General features: G+C 31.9%; 20 protein-coding genes. 8 read left to right on the top strand and 12 right to left on the bottom strand.

All coding sequences use genetic code 11. The features are described from left to right. Positions 1-25 precede the first annotated feature (25 nt). From Q0807_RS11925 to Q0807_RS11915, 3 genes are all read left to right on the top strand, one after another. Positions 26-274: a hypothetical protein gene (locus Q0807_RS11925; protein WP_299110183.1), complete on the top strand. Its 249-nt coding sequence runs from the start codon at positions 26-28 to the stop codon at positions 272-274. Positions 275-281: 7 nt separating this feature from the next. Beyond that, positions 282-557, top strand: coding sequence for a hypothetical protein (locus tag Q0807_RS11920; protein ID WP_299110181.1), 276 nt, complete (start codon positions 282-284; stop codon positions 555-557). A 90-nt stretch (positions 558-647) separates the two neighbouring features. After that, the gene (locus Q0807_RS11915; protein WP_299110178.1) at positions 648-824 is read left to right on the top strand and encodes a hypothetical protein; all 177 of its coding nucleotides are present in this window, start codon (positions 648-650) and stop codon (positions 822-824) included. Between the two features lie 340 nt (positions 825-1,164). On the opposite strand, the gene Q0807_RS11910 is transcribed toward Q0807_RS11915, so the two are convergent. The 3 genes from Q0807_RS11910 to Q0807_RS11900 form a co-directional block, all read right to left on the bottom strand. Next, positions 1,165-2,064 carry an EamA family transporter gene (locus Q0807_RS11910; protein ID WP_299110176.1) on the bottom strand — a complete coding sequence of 300 codons (900 nt, stop codon included), beginning with the start codon at positions 2,062-2,064 and terminating at the stop codon, positions 1,165-1,167. Positions 2,065-2,132: 68 nt separating this feature from the next. Next, positions 2,133-3,719 (bottom strand): serine hydrolase, encoded by a 1,587-nt coding sequence (locus Q0807_RS11905; protein ID WP_299110174.1) that lies wholly within the window; start codon positions 3,717-3,719, stop codon positions 2,133-2,135. A gap of 231 nt (positions 3,720-3,950) precedes the next feature. Further along, on the bottom strand, positions 3,951-4,550 hold the full coding sequence (locus tag Q0807_RS11900; RefSeq protein ID WP_299110172.1) for a hypothetical protein: 600 nt from the start codon (positions 4,548-4,550) through the stop codon (positions 3,951-3,953). A 176-nt stretch (positions 4,551-4,726) separates the two neighbouring features. On the opposite strand from Q0807_RS11900, the gene Q0807_RS11895 reads away from it, so the two are divergent. Next, a complete protein-coding gene (locus tag Q0807_RS11895) occupies positions 4,727-5,587 on the top strand; it encodes a hypothetical protein (protein ID WP_299110170.1) in 861 nt (286 codons plus the stop codon). 15 nt (positions 5,588-5,602) lie between these two features. Here Q0807_RS11895 and Q0807_RS11890 read toward each other — a convergent pair whose 3' ends face one another. Beyond that, the gene (locus Q0807_RS11890) at positions 5,603-6,355 is read right to left on the bottom strand and encodes an arylesterase (RefSeq protein ID WP_299110168.1); all 753 of its coding nucleotides are present in this window, start codon (positions 6,353-6,355) and stop codon (positions 5,603-5,605) included. A 26-nt stretch (positions 6,356-6,381) separates the two neighbouring features. Between Q0807_RS11890 and Q0807_RS11885 the strand changes: the two genes are divergently transcribed. Both Q0807_RS11885 and Q0807_RS11880 read left to right on the top strand, forming a co-directional pair. Then, complete coding sequence (locus tag Q0807_RS11885; RefSeq protein WP_299110167.1) at positions 6,382-7,071, top strand: ABC transporter ATP-binding protein; 690 nt, start codon at positions 6,382-6,384, stop codon at positions 7,069-7,071. A gap of 45 nt (positions 7,072-7,116) precedes the next feature. After that, on the top strand, positions 7,117-9,609 hold the full coding sequence (locus Q0807_RS11880) for an ABC transporter permease (RefSeq protein ID WP_299110233.1): 2,493 nt from the start codon (positions 7,117-7,119) through the stop codon (positions 9,607-9,609). 103 nt (positions 9,610-9,712) lie between these two features. Here Q0807_RS11880 and Q0807_RS11875 read toward each other — a convergent pair whose 3' ends face one another. The 6 genes from Q0807_RS11875 to Q0807_RS11850 form a co-directional block, all read right to left on the bottom strand. After that, on the bottom strand, positions 9,713-10,390 hold the full coding sequence (locus Q0807_RS11875; RefSeq protein ID WP_367180247.1) for a type 1 glutamine amidotransferase domain-containing protein: 678 nt from the start codon (positions 10,388-10,390) through the stop codon (positions 9,713-9,715). A gap of 136 nt (positions 10,391-10,526) precedes the next feature. Then, positions 10,527-11,687 (bottom strand): iron-containing alcohol dehydrogenase, encoded by a 1,161-nt coding sequence (locus Q0807_RS11870; RefSeq protein WP_299110165.1) that lies wholly within the window; start codon positions 11,685-11,687, stop codon positions 10,527-10,529. A gap of 30 nt (positions 11,688-11,717) precedes the next feature. Continuing rightward, positions 11,718-12,716, bottom strand: coding sequence for an NADP-dependent oxidoreductase (locus Q0807_RS11865; RefSeq protein ID WP_299110163.1), 999 nt, complete (start codon positions 12,714-12,716; stop codon positions 11,718-11,720). Positions 12,717-12,727: 11 nt separating this feature from the next. After that, positions 12,728-13,360: a nitroreductase family protein gene (locus Q0807_RS11860; protein WP_299110161.1), complete on the bottom strand. Its 633-nt coding sequence runs from the start codon at positions 13,358-13,360 to the stop codon at positions 12,728-12,730. A gap of 18 nt (positions 13,361-13,378) precedes the next feature. Continuing rightward, positions 13,379-14,044 carry an NAD(P)H-binding protein gene (locus tag Q0807_RS11855; protein WP_299110159.1) on the bottom strand — a complete coding sequence of 222 codons (666 nt, stop codon included), beginning with the start codon at positions 14,042-14,044 and terminating at the stop codon, positions 13,379-13,381. Between the two features lies 1 nt (position 14,045). After that, a complete protein-coding gene (locus Q0807_RS11850) occupies positions 14,046-14,630 on the bottom strand; it encodes a TetR/AcrR family transcriptional regulator (protein ID WP_299110157.1) in 585 nt (194 codons plus the stop codon). A 310-nt stretch (positions 14,631-14,940) separates the two neighbouring features. Here Q0807_RS11850 and Q0807_RS11845 point away from each other — a divergent pair, with 310 nt between their 5' ends. Then, on the top strand, positions 14,941-16,284 hold the full coding sequence (locus Q0807_RS11845; protein ID WP_299110155.1) for an ATP-binding protein: 1,344 nt from the start codon (positions 14,941-14,943) through the stop codon (positions 16,282-16,284). Between the two features lie 3 nt (positions 16,285-16,287). Here the strand turns inward: Q0807_RS11845 and Q0807_RS11840 are convergent, their stop codons facing one another. Both Q0807_RS11840 and Q0807_RS11835 read right to left on the bottom strand, forming a co-directional pair. Further along, positions 16,288-16,428: a hypothetical protein gene (locus Q0807_RS11840; RefSeq protein WP_299110153.1), complete on the bottom strand. Its 141-nt coding sequence runs from the start codon at positions 16,426-16,428 to the stop codon at positions 16,288-16,290. Further along, complete coding sequence (locus tag Q0807_RS11835) at positions 16,418-17,302, bottom strand: AraC family transcriptional regulator (protein WP_299110151.1); 885 nt, start codon at positions 17,300-17,302, stop codon at positions 16,418-16,420. Before Q0807_RS11835 ends, Q0807_RS11840 begins: the two co-directional genes overlap by 11 nt. 186 nt (positions 17,303-17,488) lie before the next feature. Between Q0807_RS11835 and Q0807_RS11830 the strand changes: the two genes are divergently transcribed. After that, on the top strand, positions 17,489-17,788 hold the full coding sequence (locus Q0807_RS11830) for a putative quinol monooxygenase (protein WP_299110149.1): 300 nt from the start codon (positions 17,489-17,491) through the stop codon (positions 17,786-17,788). Positions 17,789-17,840 lie beyond the last annotated feature (52 nt).

Below are 17,840 nucleotides of genomic sequence, written 5' to 3'. Positions count from 1 at the left end.
ATATGTGTGTTAAAATACATTTGAAATGAATAACGAGTGGAAACATTTTAAAACAGTATTGGATGGTGAATATTGTGGTATAGAAGGCATTAATATTTGGAATTACGAATGGAAATCTGATTATGAAAATGTAATTGTCAAAGACCCACTTTACGGTAAAACGATATCATTTAACAGATTTTGGATTGAGTTATCTAATAGAAAAGTGGAATTTGTTGCTGGAGAATTTTCTATGTGTGTTTGGGGAATATATATGAGACAAAATAGAAAATAAAAATTCTTTGAAAATCACATCTAAAGTTGCGAGAGAAATCACAAATGAATTTGATTTGTTAGGGTTTATTGCAAATGGAGCACCAGAAGATGAATATGATTCACTTTCAGCAAGAATATTAAATGACATAATAAATAAAAAAGGAAATAAAGAAATAGTTAAAAGTGCTTTTAAACTTTTGACAGACTCTTATGGTGTTCAAACTATAGAATCAAAAAGCGCAGATTTTAAAACTGAAATTGAAACGCTATCAGAAAAAATAAGAATAAAAACGAATGCTTAACAATATGTCTAATAAATTGCTAGATTCCAGCTTGTTTAATTAAACTATCATGGATTTTCTATTTATGACTTTAAAGCCTAAAAAATAGTTATGAAATATTTAAAGATAACCTTCATTAGAATTGTGTTAAGCTTTTTTGGAGCAAATATGATAAATGCATTAATAACTGCAAATACTAGTTTTGAATCTATATCAGTCTTTTTTACCATTATTACTATGGGACTTTTATATTTTGCTTTAACGTTTTATGTAAACAATAGAAGTTAACACCAATAAACAGTAAACTAACTTTTTTTACTAACTCATTATTTCTGAAAATAGGTGCCTTCGAAAATGTCGGAATAATGGAGTTGATTGTTTATTTTGGTTTGGACCTTTTTCTTTATTTTAGAGTAACATTTTCGTCCGGTTGAGCTCAGTCGACATCTAAATTTAGTACTAAATAATAATATTCAAGTTTTATCATTCCGAATGATGTACTCAGAGGAATCTCATTATTAGAGCAATCTCTTTTCTTATAAGATTGAACTACGCTGAACTACATGATTTATCGTCACGATTTTTATGCTATCCAAATGACAACATAACCTATAACAATCAATTCTACCTAAGAATACAATATTAAACCCACACCAATTAAAATTCCAGCTAAAGGCACTAATTTTTTACGTTTATTTTGCTCTTTAAATACTAAACCTCCAATAACTACAGCGATTAAAATCTGACTTCTTTTTATGGCGGACAACAGCATTATTAAAGCATCTGGATCTTGCAATGCTTTAAAATAGAAGTAATCTGCTGCAACTAACAACACACCAACAGCAATGATGGTCCAGCGGAATTTAAATGCTTTTCGCTTTTCTGGATAAGGAAACCACGTTACGGATAAAATAACTAAGAGAATTAAAACGGTGTAAAAGCAAAACCAGAATTGTAAGGTTTGCGGATTTAATTCTAAACTCTGAATTAAAAATTTATCATACAAGCCACTAGAAGCTCCTAAAAACGTGGCTCCAATGATGGCAAAAATCCATTTGTTACGTTTAAAGTTAATGCCTTCTTTTTTTCCGATTCTAGAATAAAGTAACACAGAAAAAATAATAAGGAAAAAACCAATCCATTGTAAAAAGTTAGGTTTCTCTTGGTAAATTAAAATCGCACCTATAAAAGTGAAAAACGGACCAGCAGAACGAATAGGAGTTACAATAGTAATGGGTAAATGCTTTAGAGCTTGATAAGCTAATATCCAAGAACTTGCCATTATTGCAGACTTTATAACGATAAAACCATGTGTTTTCCACGGAATTTCGGCAATGTATAATTGCATGTTAATTAGCTGTTCTTCATAAAATAGAGAACCGAAATAAAGTGGTAATAAAAATAAAAACCCAGAAAATATAGTACCAAAAAGCACAGGAAACACTTCATTACCTTGTACTGCATGTTTTTTGCACAAATTGTGTAAACCTAAAAATAAAGCCGCTAATAGTCCAAGATACATCCACATAATGCGCGCGAAGATATTGGTTTATTTTGGTTTATTGACTAACTGATAATTTATTAAATAACCAAAAATTAATTCACACCAATACGTCTCAAATCCAAATCCTGAAAATCGAAACTAAAGTCAATAAATTCAGAAATACCTTTCATTGTAATACTTTGGGCTTTTCCTTTTTGATCTAAAGTAAAAGTTGCTAATGCATCTGCATTCATGTCTTGGTATTCCCATTTTATGGCAAAAGTCTGGTCTTTGTAAAACTGTAGTTTTCCGTTTAATCTTGGAGATTTAAAAGATTTAAACCATAAGTCGCCATTGTTGTTAAAAATTTCAACTTTACCAAACCAATTGTCTTCGTAAATACCGACATAATGGTCTTTGTTATAGGTGGTGTTTTTATGGGTTTCTACCTGTTGCCAAACTGATTCTGTTATTGTATCTATGTTATTGTTTTGGCGCTTTTGTCTTTTATCACCCATTTCTACCCAATTAATACCAGTGTTTAGATCTAAAAACTCATCTAACAAAGCATACATAATTAGGCCATTTAGTATTACTGATTTTTCAGAATTGTTAAGTAGTACAAAACCAAATTCTAATTCTGGAATAATAACAACATCAGAAGTCATGCCTTCAATGAGTCCGGAATGTTCAATATGTAAAAAACCATTAAAATCAGAAACCATCCAACCCAAGCCATAACCATAAAAGTGCGATTTAAATGGTGAATTAGGATCTGTCTGTCTAGGAATTATGGTGTGAATACGCCACATTTCTTGCTGTTGCTCCAAAGAAAATAAGGTGTTCTTTAAATCTGTACCATATTTACCTTCATTAAGCTGCGTTAAAATCCATTGACTCATATCTGTTGCACTTGCCCAAATTCCGCCGGCTGCTCCATTCATTTTGTTGTTAGAAGTTTTATTATTTAAAGCAACTATAGTGTCGTTAATAAAACCATGTGGAGCTGCTAAAGTTTCATAATTTAGTGCAGTAAATAAACTCCCTGAAGAATTCGTCATGCCAAGAGGTTTTAGAATGTTAGTCTCTACAAAGGTTTCCCAAGTTTGGCTAGTAACTCTTGCGGTTAATTCGCCTGCAACTAAATAGAGTAAGTTGTCGTATTCAAATTTAGTTCTAAATTCTGAAATTGGTTTAAAATATTGAAAACTGTTTAAGACGTCATCTATTGTAAAGTCTGAATCATTAGGAAATAGCATTAAATCACCAACACCTAATGCTAAACCACTACGATGGGTTAATAGATCTTGAATGGTAAAGTTGTTGGTCACATAATCATTATACATTTTAAACTCAGGTATATGATCAATCACTTTATCAGTCCACGTAATTTTATCTTGATCCACTAATATGGCTAGTGCTGCAGATGTAAAGGCTTTAGAATTAGAAGCAATACCAAAAGGTGTATGCTCTGTAACATTTGTATTAGAATTAACTTCTGTTAGTCCGTAACCTTTAGCATGAAGTATTTTTCCGTCTTTTACTACACCTATTGAAAAACCTACGGTGTAATCTATCTTTTCTATAGCTCTTAGGACTAAACTATCTATTTGCTGGCTCGTCATTTGAGCATGCAATGTGGTTAGTGTAAAAACTAAAAAGAGTAAACTAAATACGATTTGATTTTTGAAAATTTTCATGATGTGATGATTTGATTTTATGAATGTATAAAATTAAGACGTACTTGAGAATGAATAGGTTACAGTATTGCTAATTTATTTTGATAATTGTTCTGTACATATCTTCAAAAAAAGTCGTGACAATCTAACTGACGTTGCAGTAAATATTAAACAGTCTTAAAAACAATTAGTTAAAACATGTCGTTTCTACTGTTTTTTTAATCCTGAAAACTTTTGATATAATAGGGGTTTTTAGTCTAAACAATCATCCTCATTAACAACAACAGCATTCAATTCCTCCCAAATAGGAGTGTCAAAATTCTTTGGAGATAACTTAAATAGAATAACAGCTTTACTTGTCGTTTCACATAAGGTTTGGTAACCTAATATATTAAGCGTGATAATTTTACCTGTATGAAAACCATCAAATATGGTGATGTGCCCTTTAAATTGTGCACCATTTTCTGGAGTTTCTAAAGCTTTTAACTCGAGTTTAGGGTCAGGGAATTCTTGAGCCCAATGATTAGGATGCATTAATTCAGTAAAATAGTGATTGAAATTAAAGGCAATAGCTTCTAAAGGAATTTCTGAGGTGGTCTCAACTTGCCAAGCCATAGCGATTGTCCAAAATTCTTGATGCTTTGGATTGTTCCAATTAGGTGAGAATCTTAATTCTTCAAAACCTTCAAAAGTAAGTTCAGGTAACCAATCAACAGGAAAAGGAATAATTTCAGTGCTCCACGTACTGTCTGCTTTTACAATTGATTTCTGAATGCTATCTTGACACGCAGCAGTAAAAGATAGGCTTAATAGAAATAATAGAATAATACATTTTGAAAGCAACTTAGACATATTTTGATTATTTAGTATTTGTAAAATTAGTGATGTCGTGGTTTTTAAATGTCAAAAAAGTGTAAAATGATTGCAAAAAGAAGATTCTAAATTCAATCTTCAATCAAAAAAAAGATTAAAAACTATTGCAATTAGCGTTACAATAAATCTATCTTTAATTCTTTAAACAAAAATCAATGAAGTCTTTTACAACTGTAGCCTTAATCTTTTTCTCATTAGTTATGCATGCTCAAAATGATTCTATTGCTGGTTCTTATTATCAAAGTAGCGGAAATCCAGAAGGTGGAACAAGTTTTATTGTGTCGCCGAATAATCATTTTGTAGTCGCTTATTTTGGAGGCGTACAAAAAGGCACTTGGAAATTATTAGAAAATAATACATATGAGTTTAAATACCATTCTGAACCCAAGTTTGTATTATATGGAAGACAAAATCCACAGCTTAAAGATTCGGTTGCGATTAGTTTTGCTGTAGATAGGAGTAGAGGAATTGCATTTAGAATTAATGGAGATAAAAACGATGAGTTTAGACCAATGTTTAATAAAGGCGCCAATTGTTTTAGTTATCCTTATATACTTAAACAAACAGAAAAGTTGACTAGTGTAGATGCTTTTTCTCCAGATTATAGAAATTATAGAGATGGAAAACTAGATGATTTACCTGGATTTTACAATTTTGAGATTACAGACGATTATAATGATTTTATTATAGCAGGTTTGTCTGAAGAATACTCACAAGGTGGTTCTTTTATTGCTAAATATAAAGATGGTATTTTATCTCTCGACGAAAGTACTAATCTTAAAAGAGGTAAAGCCTATAATGATATAGATGAAGAGACATGCAATTTTGTGAACTCGCATACAGAATCTGAAATTTTACCAAGTCTTTTAGAATATGGGAATGAGTTTTTTCCGCATGTAGAAGATCCAACAGATAATGATCTTATTCCGTTTAAGCGCTTAGAAGTCACTATTAAATCTTCAAAAGATGTCGTAGTTTCAGAAAACAGTTTGTTTTTTGCGAGTTGTGATGATTAAGTTTAGCTTCTAATTCTATTTAACTAGAGGTTCTAAAACCTCCCAAACTGTATTAGCAAGTATTTTATGACCTTCAACAGTAGGATGGATACCATCTCTTTGATTAAATTCAGCAATACCACCAACGTCTTTCAAAATAAAAGGAATAAATTCTAATTCGTTCTTTTCTGCTAAATCAATGAATATTTGCTTGAATTCTGTGGTATAATCTTGTCCCATATTTGGTGGTAATTGCATACCAGCAAGGATAATTTTAGTTTCAGGACTTTTAGTTTTTACTGCGTCTATAATTCCTTGTAGATTTGCTCTGGTTTCAGTTAAAGGAACACCACGAAGCCCATCATTAGCGCCTAATTCTAGTATGAAAACATCAATCGGTTGATTTAAAATCCAGCTGATTCTACTTTTTCCACCTGCTGTAGTTTCGCCACTCAAACCTGAATTAATTACCGTATAATTCAATGCTAACGAATCTATTTTTTGTTGTATTACTGCCGGAAAAGCGTCATTACTATCATCTAATCCATAACCAGCTGTGATGCTATCGCCAAAACATAAGATGGTTTTAGTTTGGGTATTATTAGTTGTGGCTTGTTCTTTTTTTTCTATTTCGGTAGAGGGTTCAGCTTCTACCGAAGTTTTTTCAGATTTATCATCACCACAAGCTAGTAATAAAAAGCCCATTATAAAATAACAAAACTTTAAGAATTTAGGTCGTATTGAAATGAGAGAAAGTGAAACCAATTGATTATTTTGAGCCTTCGACATAAGAAGTTCTATAAATTAAAATTAATATGCCAAAGATATTAAAGATAAGTGGTCTAGAAAAGACATATTCTAGCGGTAACAAACAATTAACGGTATTACATAATATTTCTTTCGATGTAGAAAAAGGGCAGACCTTTTCTATCGTTGGACCATCAGGAAGCGGTAAAACAACCTTATTAGGGTTGTGTGCTGGTCTAGATGAACCTAATGCAGGAAGCGTAGAGCTTTGTGGTGAAGATTTAAATAATCTAAATGAAGATCAACGCGCTCAATTACGAAATAAGAATGTAGGCTTTATATTTCAGAATTTTCAATTATTACCAACACTTACAGCGCTTGAAAATGTAAGTGTACCATTAGAATTACAAGGCAGTAAAGAAGCTGTTAAAAAGAGTATGGCATTATTAGAAAAAGTAGGTTTGGCAGATCGTTATCATCATTATCCATCACAACTATCTGGAGGCGAGCAACAACGTGTGGCCTTAGCACGTGCTTTTGCAAATGCACCTTCTATATTATTTGCTGATGAACCCACAGGGAATTTAGATGAAGAAACTGGTGAAAAAGTGATTCAGTTGTTGTTTGAATTGAATAAAGAAGCAGGAACTACTTTGGTTATTATTACGCACGATTTAGATTTAGCCAACCGAACACAACAAATCTTAAGGCTTAAGGGTGGACAAATTTTAACCAACGAACAGACTTTAGTTCAGTAAATCTTCATTTTAAACATGAATCAAAATACAAAGTGGCTGTTTAAAATGGCATGGCGAGATGCCAAAGCAAGTAGAGTACGCTTGTTGTTATTTATGGCTTCTATTATTTTAGGTATTGCTGCTGTGGTATCCATTCAATTATTCAGCACCAACCTTATCGATAATATTAAACGCCAATCTAAAGCCTTATTAGGCGCCGATTATGTAATAGAAACCAGACAAGTTCCTACAGAACGAGCCCAAGCCATTGTAGACTCTTTACAACCTAATGCATCGGAAGTCAACTTTGTTTCCATGATTGCTTTCCCAAAGAATGGAGGCACTAAATTAGTAGAAGTACGAGGTTTAGAAGGTGGCTTTCCTTTTTATGGAACTATAGACACGCAACCTACTTCTGCTGCAACGACTTACCAAGAATTAGGTGGAGCATTAGTTGACGCGACTTTAATGCTTCAGTTTAATGTAAAACCTGGTGATTCTATAAAAGTGGGTAACGTTACATTGCCTATTTCAGGAAGTCTAAAAGCAATTCCAGGTAGTACAGCAATATCTACTTCTGTTGCTCCACCAATAGTGATTCCTTATCGCTTTGTAAAAGACACAGAACTCTTACAATTTGGAAGTCGAAAGGAATACAAATTCTTTTTTAAAGTAGCAGAAACTTTAGATTTAAATGCACTCGACAAAAAGCTACAGCCTAAGTTAAAGGCTGAAAGTGCCTCAATAAACACACATATTAAAACCAGTGAACGTTTAGGAAATCGTTATGAGAATGTGAGCAAATTTCTCAATCTAGCAGCTTTTATCGCTTTATTGTTAGGTTGCATTGGGATTGCGAGTTCGGTTCATATTTATATAAAAGAAAAACTAAGAGCTATTGCAGTTTTAAAATGTATGGGAGCTTCTAGAAAACAAAGTTTTCTTATTTATCTTATTCAAATTGCAGGAATTGGTATTGTTGGCGGATTAATTGGTTCGTTGATTGGTGCGGGACTTCAAGAGTTGTTTCCTTTATTTTTAAAAGACTTTTTACCGTTTACAGTAGATATTTCAATTTCGGCTCAACCGATATTTATGGGCATTTTTTTAGGTCTGTTTATGTCTGTGTTGTTTGCATTATTACCATTGTTGAGAACATGGTATGTATCGCCTTTAGAAGTATTGCGTGTAGATGAGCAGGCTTCAAAAGAACCTCTAAAAGTAAGATTACTAGTACTTGTTGCCATATTAGTATTTCTGTTTTTATTTTCGTTCTGGTTGCTTAATAATGTAATGTATGCCTTAGGTTTTATAATCGCAACTTTTGTAGCTTTTGCTGTTTTAGCAGGTATCGCTTTATTATGTATTAGAGGTATCAGACGTTTTTTTCCTAAAAGTTGGGGATTTACAGCCAGACAAAGTTTATTAAACTTGTTTAGACCTAATAATCAAACTGTTGTTTTAATTGTAGCTATTGGTTTAGGTACAAGCTTAATCAGTACGTTGTATTTTACAAAGGATATTTTGTTAGCTAAAACAGATATTGAGCAGAGTTCTAAAAATGCTAATATTATTATTTTAGATGTACAAGCAGAACAGCGTGAAGCGATAGAAAACAATATTAAGACAAAGAATTTACCGATTATAAATAATATTCCTATCGTGACGATGCGAATGCATAAAATAAAAGGAGATTTGGTAAATGATTTGCGACAAGATTCGACAAAAAGACGTCGTGGGTTTTTAAATCATGAATTTAGAAGTACATATCGTGATTCGGTAATAGATTCAGAAGAGGTGATAAATGGTAAATGGATTGCAGAGTTAAAACCTAATGATCCTGTGGTTATTTCAATTTCTGAAAATTTAGCAGAGTCAACCAAAGTGACAATTGGTGATACTATTGTTTTTAATGTACAAGGCGTGTTGATGGAAACGACCATTGGAAGCATAAGAGAAGTCGATTGGAAACAATTACAACCCAATTTTAATGTTGTGTTTCCAAAAGGTGTTCTTGAACAAGCACCACAGTTTAATATTATTTTAACTTCAGTGCCAGACGAAGCTGGTTCTGCGGATTTACAGCGCGATTTGGTAGCGAAATACCCAAATGTATCTATTATAGATTTACGACAGGTTTACACAATTATTGAAGATATTTTGAATAAGGTATCATGGATTATAAATTTCATGGCTTTCTTTAGCATTGTTACTGGTATTATTGTATTAATTGGCTCTGTGAGAACGAGTAAATACCAGCGCATAAAGGAAAGTGTTTTGCTACGAACACTTGGAGCTAAAAACAAACAAATTTTACAAATCTCAGCGTTTGAATATTTGTTTCTAGGATTACTTGGCAGTTTAGTAGGTGTTTTATTGGCTTTGATTAGTAGTTTCTGCTTGGCGCTCTTGGTCTTTAAAGAACCTTTTACACCTTCATTAATTCCTTTTCTAGTGTTTTTACCAGGTATTACGTTGTTAGTCTTAGTAATTGGGTTAAGTAATATTAGATCAGTTTTAAAGAGTTCGCCTTTAGAAGTGTTACGTAGAGAAGGGTAGTGCTGATTGCGTATTAATGACTTATTTATTAAAATGGCAAAAAAAATAAAAGCCTGCAAACATAATGTTATACAGGCTTTCGCTATCAATCAATAAGCACAATTTATTTTAATGCATCTAATAACTTTTCGGCTACTAACTCTGATGACGCAGGATTTTGACCTGTAATTAAGTTGCCATCTTGCAATGCATAAGCTTGCCAAGCGTCTGCATTAGAGTAGTGGCCACCATTTTCAATCAGCATGTCTTCAACTAAAATTGGTACAACTTCTGTTAAACCAACTGCAGCTTCTTCATGATTAGAAAATCCGGTTACTTTTTTACCTTTTACTAAACGCGTTCCATCTTCGTTTTTTACGTCTTTTAATGCAGCTGGTGCGTGACATACAAAAGCAATTGGTTTTTTCTGAGTATTGAATTTTTCAATTAAAGCAATTGAATTTTTATCGTTCGCTAAATCCCATAATGGTCCATGACCACCAGGATAAAATACGGCATCAAAATCATCTGCATTCATATCAGCTAAAACTTTAGTGTTTGCTATTAATGCTTTAGTTTTCTCATCCTTATTAAAACGTTCTGTTGCTTCTGTTGCAGCATCTGGAGAATCACTACTTGGGTCAATTGGTGCAGCGCCTCCTTTTGGAGTTGCCAAAGTGATAGTTGCCCCTTTATCTAATAATGTGTAATAAGGACTCGCAAATTCTTCTACCCAAAATCCTGTTTTTTTCCCTGTTTCTCCTAATTTATCATGAGATGTTAATACAAATAATACTTTCATTTCTTTTTCTTTTTTAAGTGTTGTTATGCCTTCTGAAATGGTTTCGGAAGGTGTTTTGCTTACTTGGTTTTTTCAATTTGAAGCTGCAATGACTGTTAATGCAATAGCGATTGTTTTAATAAATTTCATATTAAAACTAATAAGCCATTTTTACAATCTTTTCTACCTTATCTGGTGATAAAGATTGGTGTTCACCTAATCCCATCCAGCCACGATCTGTAAAACGTTTTACAATTATTTCTGCTGTACCTTCATAGTCTTTAGTGTAATCGGATAGTTTTGTATCGATTCCTAATTCATGGAAAAAATCTACTGTTTTTTCAATTGCAGCATAGGCTTTATCGTCTGTACTACCTTCAGTAATATTCCAAACACGTTCACCATATTGTGCTAATTTTTCTTTTTTAGCTTCAAAATTAAACTTGTAATGGCTTGGCGCAATTACAGCTAATGTACGTGCATGATCAATACCAAATAAGGCAGTTAACTCGTGACCAATTGCATGAACAGCCCAATCCGTTGGCACTCCTTTTTGTATTAAGCCATTTAGAGCCATAGTACAACTCCACATAAAGTTTGAAGCCGCTTTGTAATCGGTTGGGTCTTTTAAAACCTTTGGTGCAACTTCAATAAGTGTTTGTAAAATACTTTCAGCAAAACGGTCTTGTAATAACGCTCCAATTGGATACGTCATATATTGCTCTAAAACGTGTGTAAAAGCGTCCGTTAAACCATTTGCCAATTGACGTTGCGGAATTGATTGTATAACTTGAGGGTCTAATATTGAAAATTGAGGGAATAGACCAGGTCCACCCATTGCCAATTTTTCTTTAGTTTCTGCTCTTGTAATTACTGCTCCAGAATTCATTTCTGATCCTGTTGCTGGTAAGGTTAAAACCGTTCCAAAAGGCATTCCTTTTTCGGTTCTGATATTTTTAGTTAAAATATCCCAAGGTGTGTCGCCATCGTACACTGCTGCAGCAGATAAAAATTTAGTACCATCTATTACAGAACCACCACCAACAGCTAGCAAATAAGTGATTTTTTTGTCTTTTATAACCTGTAATGCTTCCATTAATGTTGCATATTCAGGATTTGCAGGAATACCTCCAAACTCAGTAACATCTACATTTACTAAAGCTGTTTTTACTTGGTCGTAAATACCGTTTTTCTTGATACTTCCTCCACCATAAAGTAGTAATACTTTGGCGTCTTGAGGGATTTCTTCTTTTACTTTTTCTATGGTATCCTTTCCAAAAATAATTTTGGTAGGATTTTTAAATTCAAAATTGTTCATCTTCTTTTTCTTTTTTAAAATTATTAAAATCTAAATTTTAACTATCATTTTCCCTTTGTTTTTACCTTCAAATAAATCGATAAAAGCATTTGGAATATTATCAAAACCTTCTACTATAGTTTCGGTGTATTTTAATTTTCCTTCAGCTAACCAACCAGCTAAATGCTGCATAGCTTCTGGGAATTTATCTGCATAATTTGAGACAATAAATCCTTGCATTAAAGCACTATTCTTAACTAAGAAAGGTTGTACGCTTAGGCTTGTTGGTAATTCGGTTTCATTATAAACCGAAATTGCGCCACAAATTATAATACGTGCAAAACGATTAATGTTAAACAATACAGCATCCGAAATTGGTCCTCCAACATTATCAAAATAAATATCAACGCCATTTGGAGTTAATTTTTTAAGGTCTGCATTAATGTCTTTGCTAGTGTTGTAATTGATTCCTGCATCAAAGCCAAATTCGCTTTTTAACATGTTAATTTTTTCATCTGTTCCAGCAATACCAATAACATGGAGTCCTAATATTTTTGCTATTTGTCCAACAACACTACCAACAGCTCCAGCAGCTCCAGACACTACAATTGTTTCGCCAGCTTTAGGTTTACCAATTTGTGTTAACCCTAAATAAGCCGTTAATCCTGTCATTCCTAAAACACCTAAATAGGTGCTTAAAGGTGCTTTAGAACCATCTACTTTATTTAAACCTTCACCATTCGAGATTTGTTGCGTCGACCAGTTTAACATACCAGAAACGTAATCGCCTTTAGTAAATTTTTCGTTTTTGGAAGCAATTACTTTTGCAACAACACCAGAATGTACAGGTTTGTTTAACTCAAAAGGAGGAATGTAAGATTTGGCATCGCTCATTCGTCCTCTTAAATAAGGATCTACAGATACGTAGGCTGCTTCTAAAAGGATTTCACCTTCAGAAATTGTAAGTTCAGCATCCTCTGTAACAAATTCAAAATTTGAAACTGTAGGTTTTCCTTTTGGTCTGTTATTTAATAAAATTGTCTTTCTCATAGCTATTTTATTTATTCAATTACAGTCACTAATTCTTTCATAGGTTTTCTAACCTTTACTAAGTTTACTAACCAATCTTCATCTTCTTTTCTGTAACCAATTGGTAACATTACCGCACTACGCAATCCTTTGTCGCGTAAGCCTAAAATTTCATCTACAGCAGAAGGATCAAAACCTTCTAAAGGAGTTGCATCAACGCCTTCAAAAGCAGCAGCAGTTAAAGCTTCTGCAAACGCAATGTAGGCTTGTTTTGCAGCATGATTAAAGTTTTCTTCGGCATCTTTTTGTGGGTAAGAACTTAATAACATTTGACGGTAATTTTCCCATCCTTCGTTTTCAAATCCTCTAATTTCATTTGTTAAATCAAACATGTGGTTAATACGCTCTGCAGTATAAGTGTCCCAAGCTGCAAAAACTAATAGGTGAGAACAGTCTGTAATTACAGATTGGTTCCAAGCTACTGGTTTAATTTTTTCTTTTACGTCTTGATTTTTTATTACAAAAATCTCGAAAGGTTGCAATCCACTTGATGTTGGTGCTAAACGAGCAGCTTCTAAAATACGTTCTATTTTATCTTCAGCAACTTTTTTACCATTCATTGCTTTTGCTGCGTATCTCCACTTTAATTTATCTAATAATTCCATATGTTCAATTGTGTTTTATTATATGTGTTTTGTAATTCTTTTTATATCGTTTGAAGTGATAATGACTTCGGCATGACTTGTACTATTGGCTAAATTAATCATGGCTTGCGCAATATCATTTGGTTCTGTGATTCTGTATTGCTTAAGTCTTCCTAAAAATAAAGGTTGAATCACTTTAAAAATGGCTAACCCTATTTTTTCTAGCGTACGTTGTTCTTTACGTTCGCCTCCAATTAAAGAAGGTCTAAAAATAAAGGTGTTTTTAATGTTTTGCTTTTGTACATCGCGTTCCATTTCGCCTTTAGTTTTATTGTAAAAAACGCTACTATTTGCATTTGCTCCTAATGCTGAAACCACTAAAAAGGTATCAATTTTGTTTTCTTTTGAAAGCTTTGCAGCAGCAACAGGAATACCATAATCTATTTGTTTGTAAACCTCTTTATCTGGTGTTTTTGCTTTGGTTGTACCAATGGAACAGTAGACTTCGTCTGCTTTAAAATCTGCTTTAAATTGCTCCAGATTTAGTAAATCACCAATATATTGTGAGACTTTAGATGGTAAACCTTCAATTTTGGAACGTGAAAATAATTTGATACTCAGGTAGTTCTTGTCTTCAATTAATTTTTGGAGTAAAATACCTCCAGTTAATCCAGTTGCACCTAATACTATTGCTGTCTTTTTCATGTTATTTACACGCTTTAATACTGCTCCAAGCAGATTGATAGGCTTCTTCTAAATGTGTTTTATCTAATTGAAAAGTGCCGCGTTTTTGATTAATCATTAAAAATGATAATGGATTTATAGAATACGCATACAAAAGGTAATCTGATAAGGGTTTAATAATACCTTCTTTTTTACCACGAGCCCAAAGGTCGAGTAGTGGTTGTAAGTGTTTAATACCTTGTTGTCTACTTTCCTCATCAATCATTGGTGTATTATCACATTGGGCTAAAAACATAGCGTTTTCACACTCCTTTAGTTTAAAATCTGCAATGCGTTTCCAGATGTGTTCAAAACCAGCTTCAACAGATAATGTGGTATCAAAATTCTCAAAAGCATACTTTGTATATTCTGCTTTTACTTCTATATAGGTTTGATTTACTAAATCCTGTTTGTTTTCAAAATATAAATAAATTGTAGCAGGAGAAACGTTAGCCATTTTAGCTATTTTACTCATTGGTGTAGCATGAAAACCGTTGTTGTTAACCAACTCGATTGTTGCTTTTACCAACGCATTACGTTTGTCTATACTTTTTTGAAGTTTTGCCATTTTTATTGTAATTCTTGTACAAATATACAATAAAAGTGAACGTTCATTCTTTTTTTAACAAAGCTTTATAATTAACAAAATGAAATTTGAAATAGAAGTGAAAGAATACAGTGCACTCTAGGTCCCGATATTAGCACACATGCAATAATAAAGCACTTATTTTAAAATCTAAAACCGTTAAAAAAGAAGTGGTTAGGAATAATTATTAAGAATGTGAAGCTGATTTATTAATCTAAATTTTTATTATTATAATCAATATAGTATATTTCGAAAGCAAACTGAATTTCTGCCTTAAATCATTAATTATCAAATGGAAAAACAAAACTTAGAGGATATTAATAAGAATTCTGAATCTCAAAAATCTCAGAATAACAGTGATTTTAGTCAGGTAGAAAAAGATAAAATTATTGAAAGACAATTACGTTTTCAAGAACTTCTCATTAGCATTTCTACACAATATATTAATTCTGATTTATCTGATATAGATACGTTAATTAGAGAATCATTGCAACAGATTGGAGAATTTGTAGAATCGGATAGAAGTTATATTTTTTCTTATGATTTTGTAAATAACACAACTTCTAACACTTATGAATGGTGTGCTGAAGGTATTGAACCAGAATTAGATAATTTACAAAACATACCAATAGATTATATTACGCATTGGTTAGATGCGCACAAAAAAGGAGAGGCTTTTTATGTAGAAGATGTAAGTCTGCTGCCTGATGATGGAGAATTTGGTTTGCGTGCTATTTTAGAGCCACAAGGCATTAAAAGTTTAATTGTTATTCCGAAAATAAAAAACAATGAGCTGATTGGGTTTGTAGGTTTCGACTCAGTAAAAAAAATCAATAAGTATAATGATAATGAAAAGGATATACTTTTCGTTTTTGCAAACATGTTGGTAAACGTACTTCAGAGAAAAGAGCAGGAGGAAAAAATAAAAGCACAAGAACAGAAGAAAGAAGAATTATTACAAAATTTATCATTTCAAAATGAGCAGTTAAATGAATATGCTCATGTTGTGTCTCATGATTTAAAAGCACCACTTATTAATATTCACACCTTAGTTGGTTGGTTTATGGATGATAACAAGGATAAATTGGAAGAAAAAGACCTTTATCCTTTAAACCAAGTATTGTTTAATGTGGAAAAAATGGATTTTTTAATAAAAGGTATTTTAGATTATTCTACCATTACTAAATTAGAATCACAAGACTTTCTTATTGATTTTAATGTCATGATAGAAGAAGTGCTTCAAACCATGCTAATTCCTAGTACTACCAAAGTAACAATTCAAGAAAATCTTCCTAGTATTAATGGTAATGCTTGGCGATTTAAGCAAGTGTTTCAGAATTTAATTCAAAATGCTATAAAGTATAGTGATAAAGATAACGGAACGATTGAAGTTGGGTTTACTGAAAAAAGTGATAGTTACGAATTTTTTGTAAAAGACAATGGGATTGGTATTAATTCAAATTATTTCGATCAAATATTCAAGGTATTTACGAAACTAGAAAGTACTGGTTCTTCTTCGGGAATTGGGTTATCAATCGTTAAAAAGATTATTACTTTTTATAAAGGTTCTATTTGGTTAGAAAGTGAAGAGGGTATAGGAACTACGTTCTATTTTACCTTTGTAAAAGATAACTAGTTTTTAAAACCATTCAATTATTTCTACTTTTACTTTGGTAACAGTAGTTCTGCAATTAGTAATTGCCAATAACACAGGTGCGATGGCTTCTACAAGATGTGGTTCTTGTATTTGAATAATCGTTTTAGAATTTTTAACTCGCACATGCATTGCGCTTTAACAACATGTATTCTCCTTTGTTTTTAAATTCACGAATGGAGGTTCCTACATATCGTTTAAAAGTTTTAGATAAATGGCTAACGTCAGTAAAACCTAATTCATCCGCGATTTGTGTTAGTGTAAAATCGGAATTTAACAAACGTATTTCTACCAATTTCAGTTTTGCTTTAATAATATATTCCCTTAGAGACATACGTACTTGTTTCTTAAAAAACTCGCTAACATACGTTGGAGACATCATAAAAACATCGGCTAAATTTTCAACTTTAAGTAGTTCTGTTTTATCAATGTTTTCATTAATGTAGGTTAACATTTTTGTAATTCTATCATCCGAATTATTTTTAGGTAATTCAAAATAGCTACTCTTTTTAATGTTTCTAATTAATATTTCTAAAACACTAGTCATTAAGCTAGTTACTAAATTAATAGATGAGTCTCCATAGTTTCTTGATTCTTGCAAAATCATAGCGATTAAACTTTCTAAATGATTTCTATCTATTTCATTTTTTATAATATCACCAGGTAACTGGTTGTAGTTAGACAAAATATAGGAAGCCTCTTTAAACCATTCGTTTCGATCAATATTTATTCTATTTATATTTTTAAAAAATGAATCCGTAAATTTTAAAAATACAAATTGAGTAGGTTTTTCTATGGTAAAAGAATGGCATTTCAATGGTGGTAATAAGAACATACTTCCTTTAGTATAGGTATAGTCATTATAATTTATACATTGAAATCCTTCGCCATTTTTAATTAAAACCAATTCGAAAAAATTGTTTTTAATAGGACGTTGTTTCCAATCGGTTAATTCTATTTCTTGTATTTCAAAAGGTTTATACGCTTCAATTACTTGCATTATGGTTTGTTTTGTTACAAATTCTATTCAAATTTAGAGAAAAAAGAAATATCAACCTATAATTCTATGTTTCTAACCTTTATATCTACATAATTATCCATTTAAAGTACATTAAAAGGGGTGTGTCTGATGATATCTTTGTATTGTATTTAAGACTAATCTTGAATACATCTAAATATTATACTTATGAAGAAATCGTATTTAACAATTGTTGCAAGAATTTTAGTTAAAGAGCAGCATAGAGATTTTGTAAAAGCAGAATTATTAAAACTTTTAGATGTGACTAGAGCCGAAGAAGGTAATATAAGTTATGATTTAAATCAGGATAATGACAATCCAAACTTCTTTATATTTCATGAAAAATGGGTTAATCGTGAGTTATGGCAAAAACATATGGGTAATAAATATTTAGCGCATTATTTAAAAGTAACAGAAGGCAAGGTTGACGAATTTATTTTAAATGAAATGACTGAAACTGTAAATTAAAAAATAGAACGGTTGTAGAACAATAAATAGGGATTAAGATTTGAAATCTAAT

Source organism: uncultured Winogradskyella sp. (genome assembly GCF_947495255.1).
GTDB lineage: Bacteria > Bacteroidota > Bacteroidia > Flavobacteriales > Flavobacteriaceae > Winogradskyella.
This window is presented reverse-complemented; position numbering and strand designations above follow the sequence as displayed.

Coding starts and splice junctions, on each gene's coding strand:
- Q0807_RS11880 (WP_299110233.1), top strand. CDS start 7,117: ATGGCATGGCGAGATGCCAAAGCAAGTAGAGTACGCTTGTTGTTATTT.
- Q0807_RS11835 (WP_299110151.1), bottom strand. CDS start 17,302: ATGCAAGTAATTGAAGCGTATAAACCTTTTGAAATACAAGAAATAGAA.
- Q0807_RS11855 (WP_299110159.1), bottom strand. CDS start 14,044: ATGAAAAAGACAGCAATAGTATTAGGTGCAACTGGATTAACTGGAGGT.
- Q0807_RS11860 (WP_299110161.1), bottom strand. CDS start 13,360: ATGGAATTATTAGATAAATTAAAGTGGAGATACGCAGCAAAAGCAATG.
- Q0807_RS11830 (WP_299110149.1), top strand. CDS start 17,489: ATGAAGAAATCGTATTTAACAATTGTTGCAAGAATTTTAGTTAAAGAG.
- Q0807_RS11870 (WP_299110165.1), bottom strand. CDS start 11,687: ATGAACAATTTTGAATTTAAAAATCCTACCAAAATTATTTTTGGAAAG.
- Q0807_RS11875 (WP_367180247.1), bottom strand. CDS start 10,390: ATGAAAGTATTATTTGTATTAACATCTCATGATAAATTAGGAGAAACA.
- Q0807_RS11865 (WP_299110163.1), bottom strand. CDS start 12,716: ATGAGAAAGACAATTTTATTAAATAACAGACCAAAAGGAAAACCTACA.
- Q0807_RS11915 (WP_299110178.1), top strand. CDS start 648: ATGAAATATTTAAAGATAACCTTCATTAGAATTGTGTTAAGCTTTTTT.
- Q0807_RS11900 (WP_299110172.1), bottom strand. CDS start 4,550: ATGTCTAAGTTGCTTTCAAAATGTATTATTCTATTATTTCTATTAAGC.
- Q0807_RS11885 (WP_299110167.1), top strand. CDS start 6,382: ATGCCAAAGATATTAAAGATAAGTGGTCTAGAAAAGACATATTCTAGC.
- Q0807_RS11845 (WP_299110155.1), top strand. CDS start 14,941: ATGGAAAAACAAAACTTAGAGGATATTAATAAGAATTCTGAATCTCAA.
- Q0807_RS11905 (WP_299110174.1), bottom strand. CDS start 3,719: ATGAAAATTTTCAAAAATCAAATCGTATTTAGTTTACTCTTTTTAGTT.
- Q0807_RS11910 (WP_299110176.1), bottom strand. CDS start 2,064: ATGTGGATGTATCTTGGACTATTAGCGGCTTTATTTTTAGGTTTACAC.
- Q0807_RS11850 (WP_299110157.1), bottom strand. CDS start 14,630: ATGGCAAAACTTCAAAAAAGTATAGACAAACGTAATGCGTTGGTAAAA.
- Q0807_RS11895 (WP_299110170.1), top strand. CDS start 4,727: ATGAAGTCTTTTACAACTGTAGCCTTAATCTTTTTCTCATTAGTTATG.
- Q0807_RS11890 (WP_299110168.1), bottom strand. CDS start 6,355: ATGTCGAAGGCTCAAAATAATCAATTGGTTTCACTTTCTCTCATTTCA.
- Q0807_RS11925 (WP_299110183.1), top strand. CDS start 26: ATGAATAACGAGTGGAAACATTTTAAAACAGTATTGGATGGTGAATAT.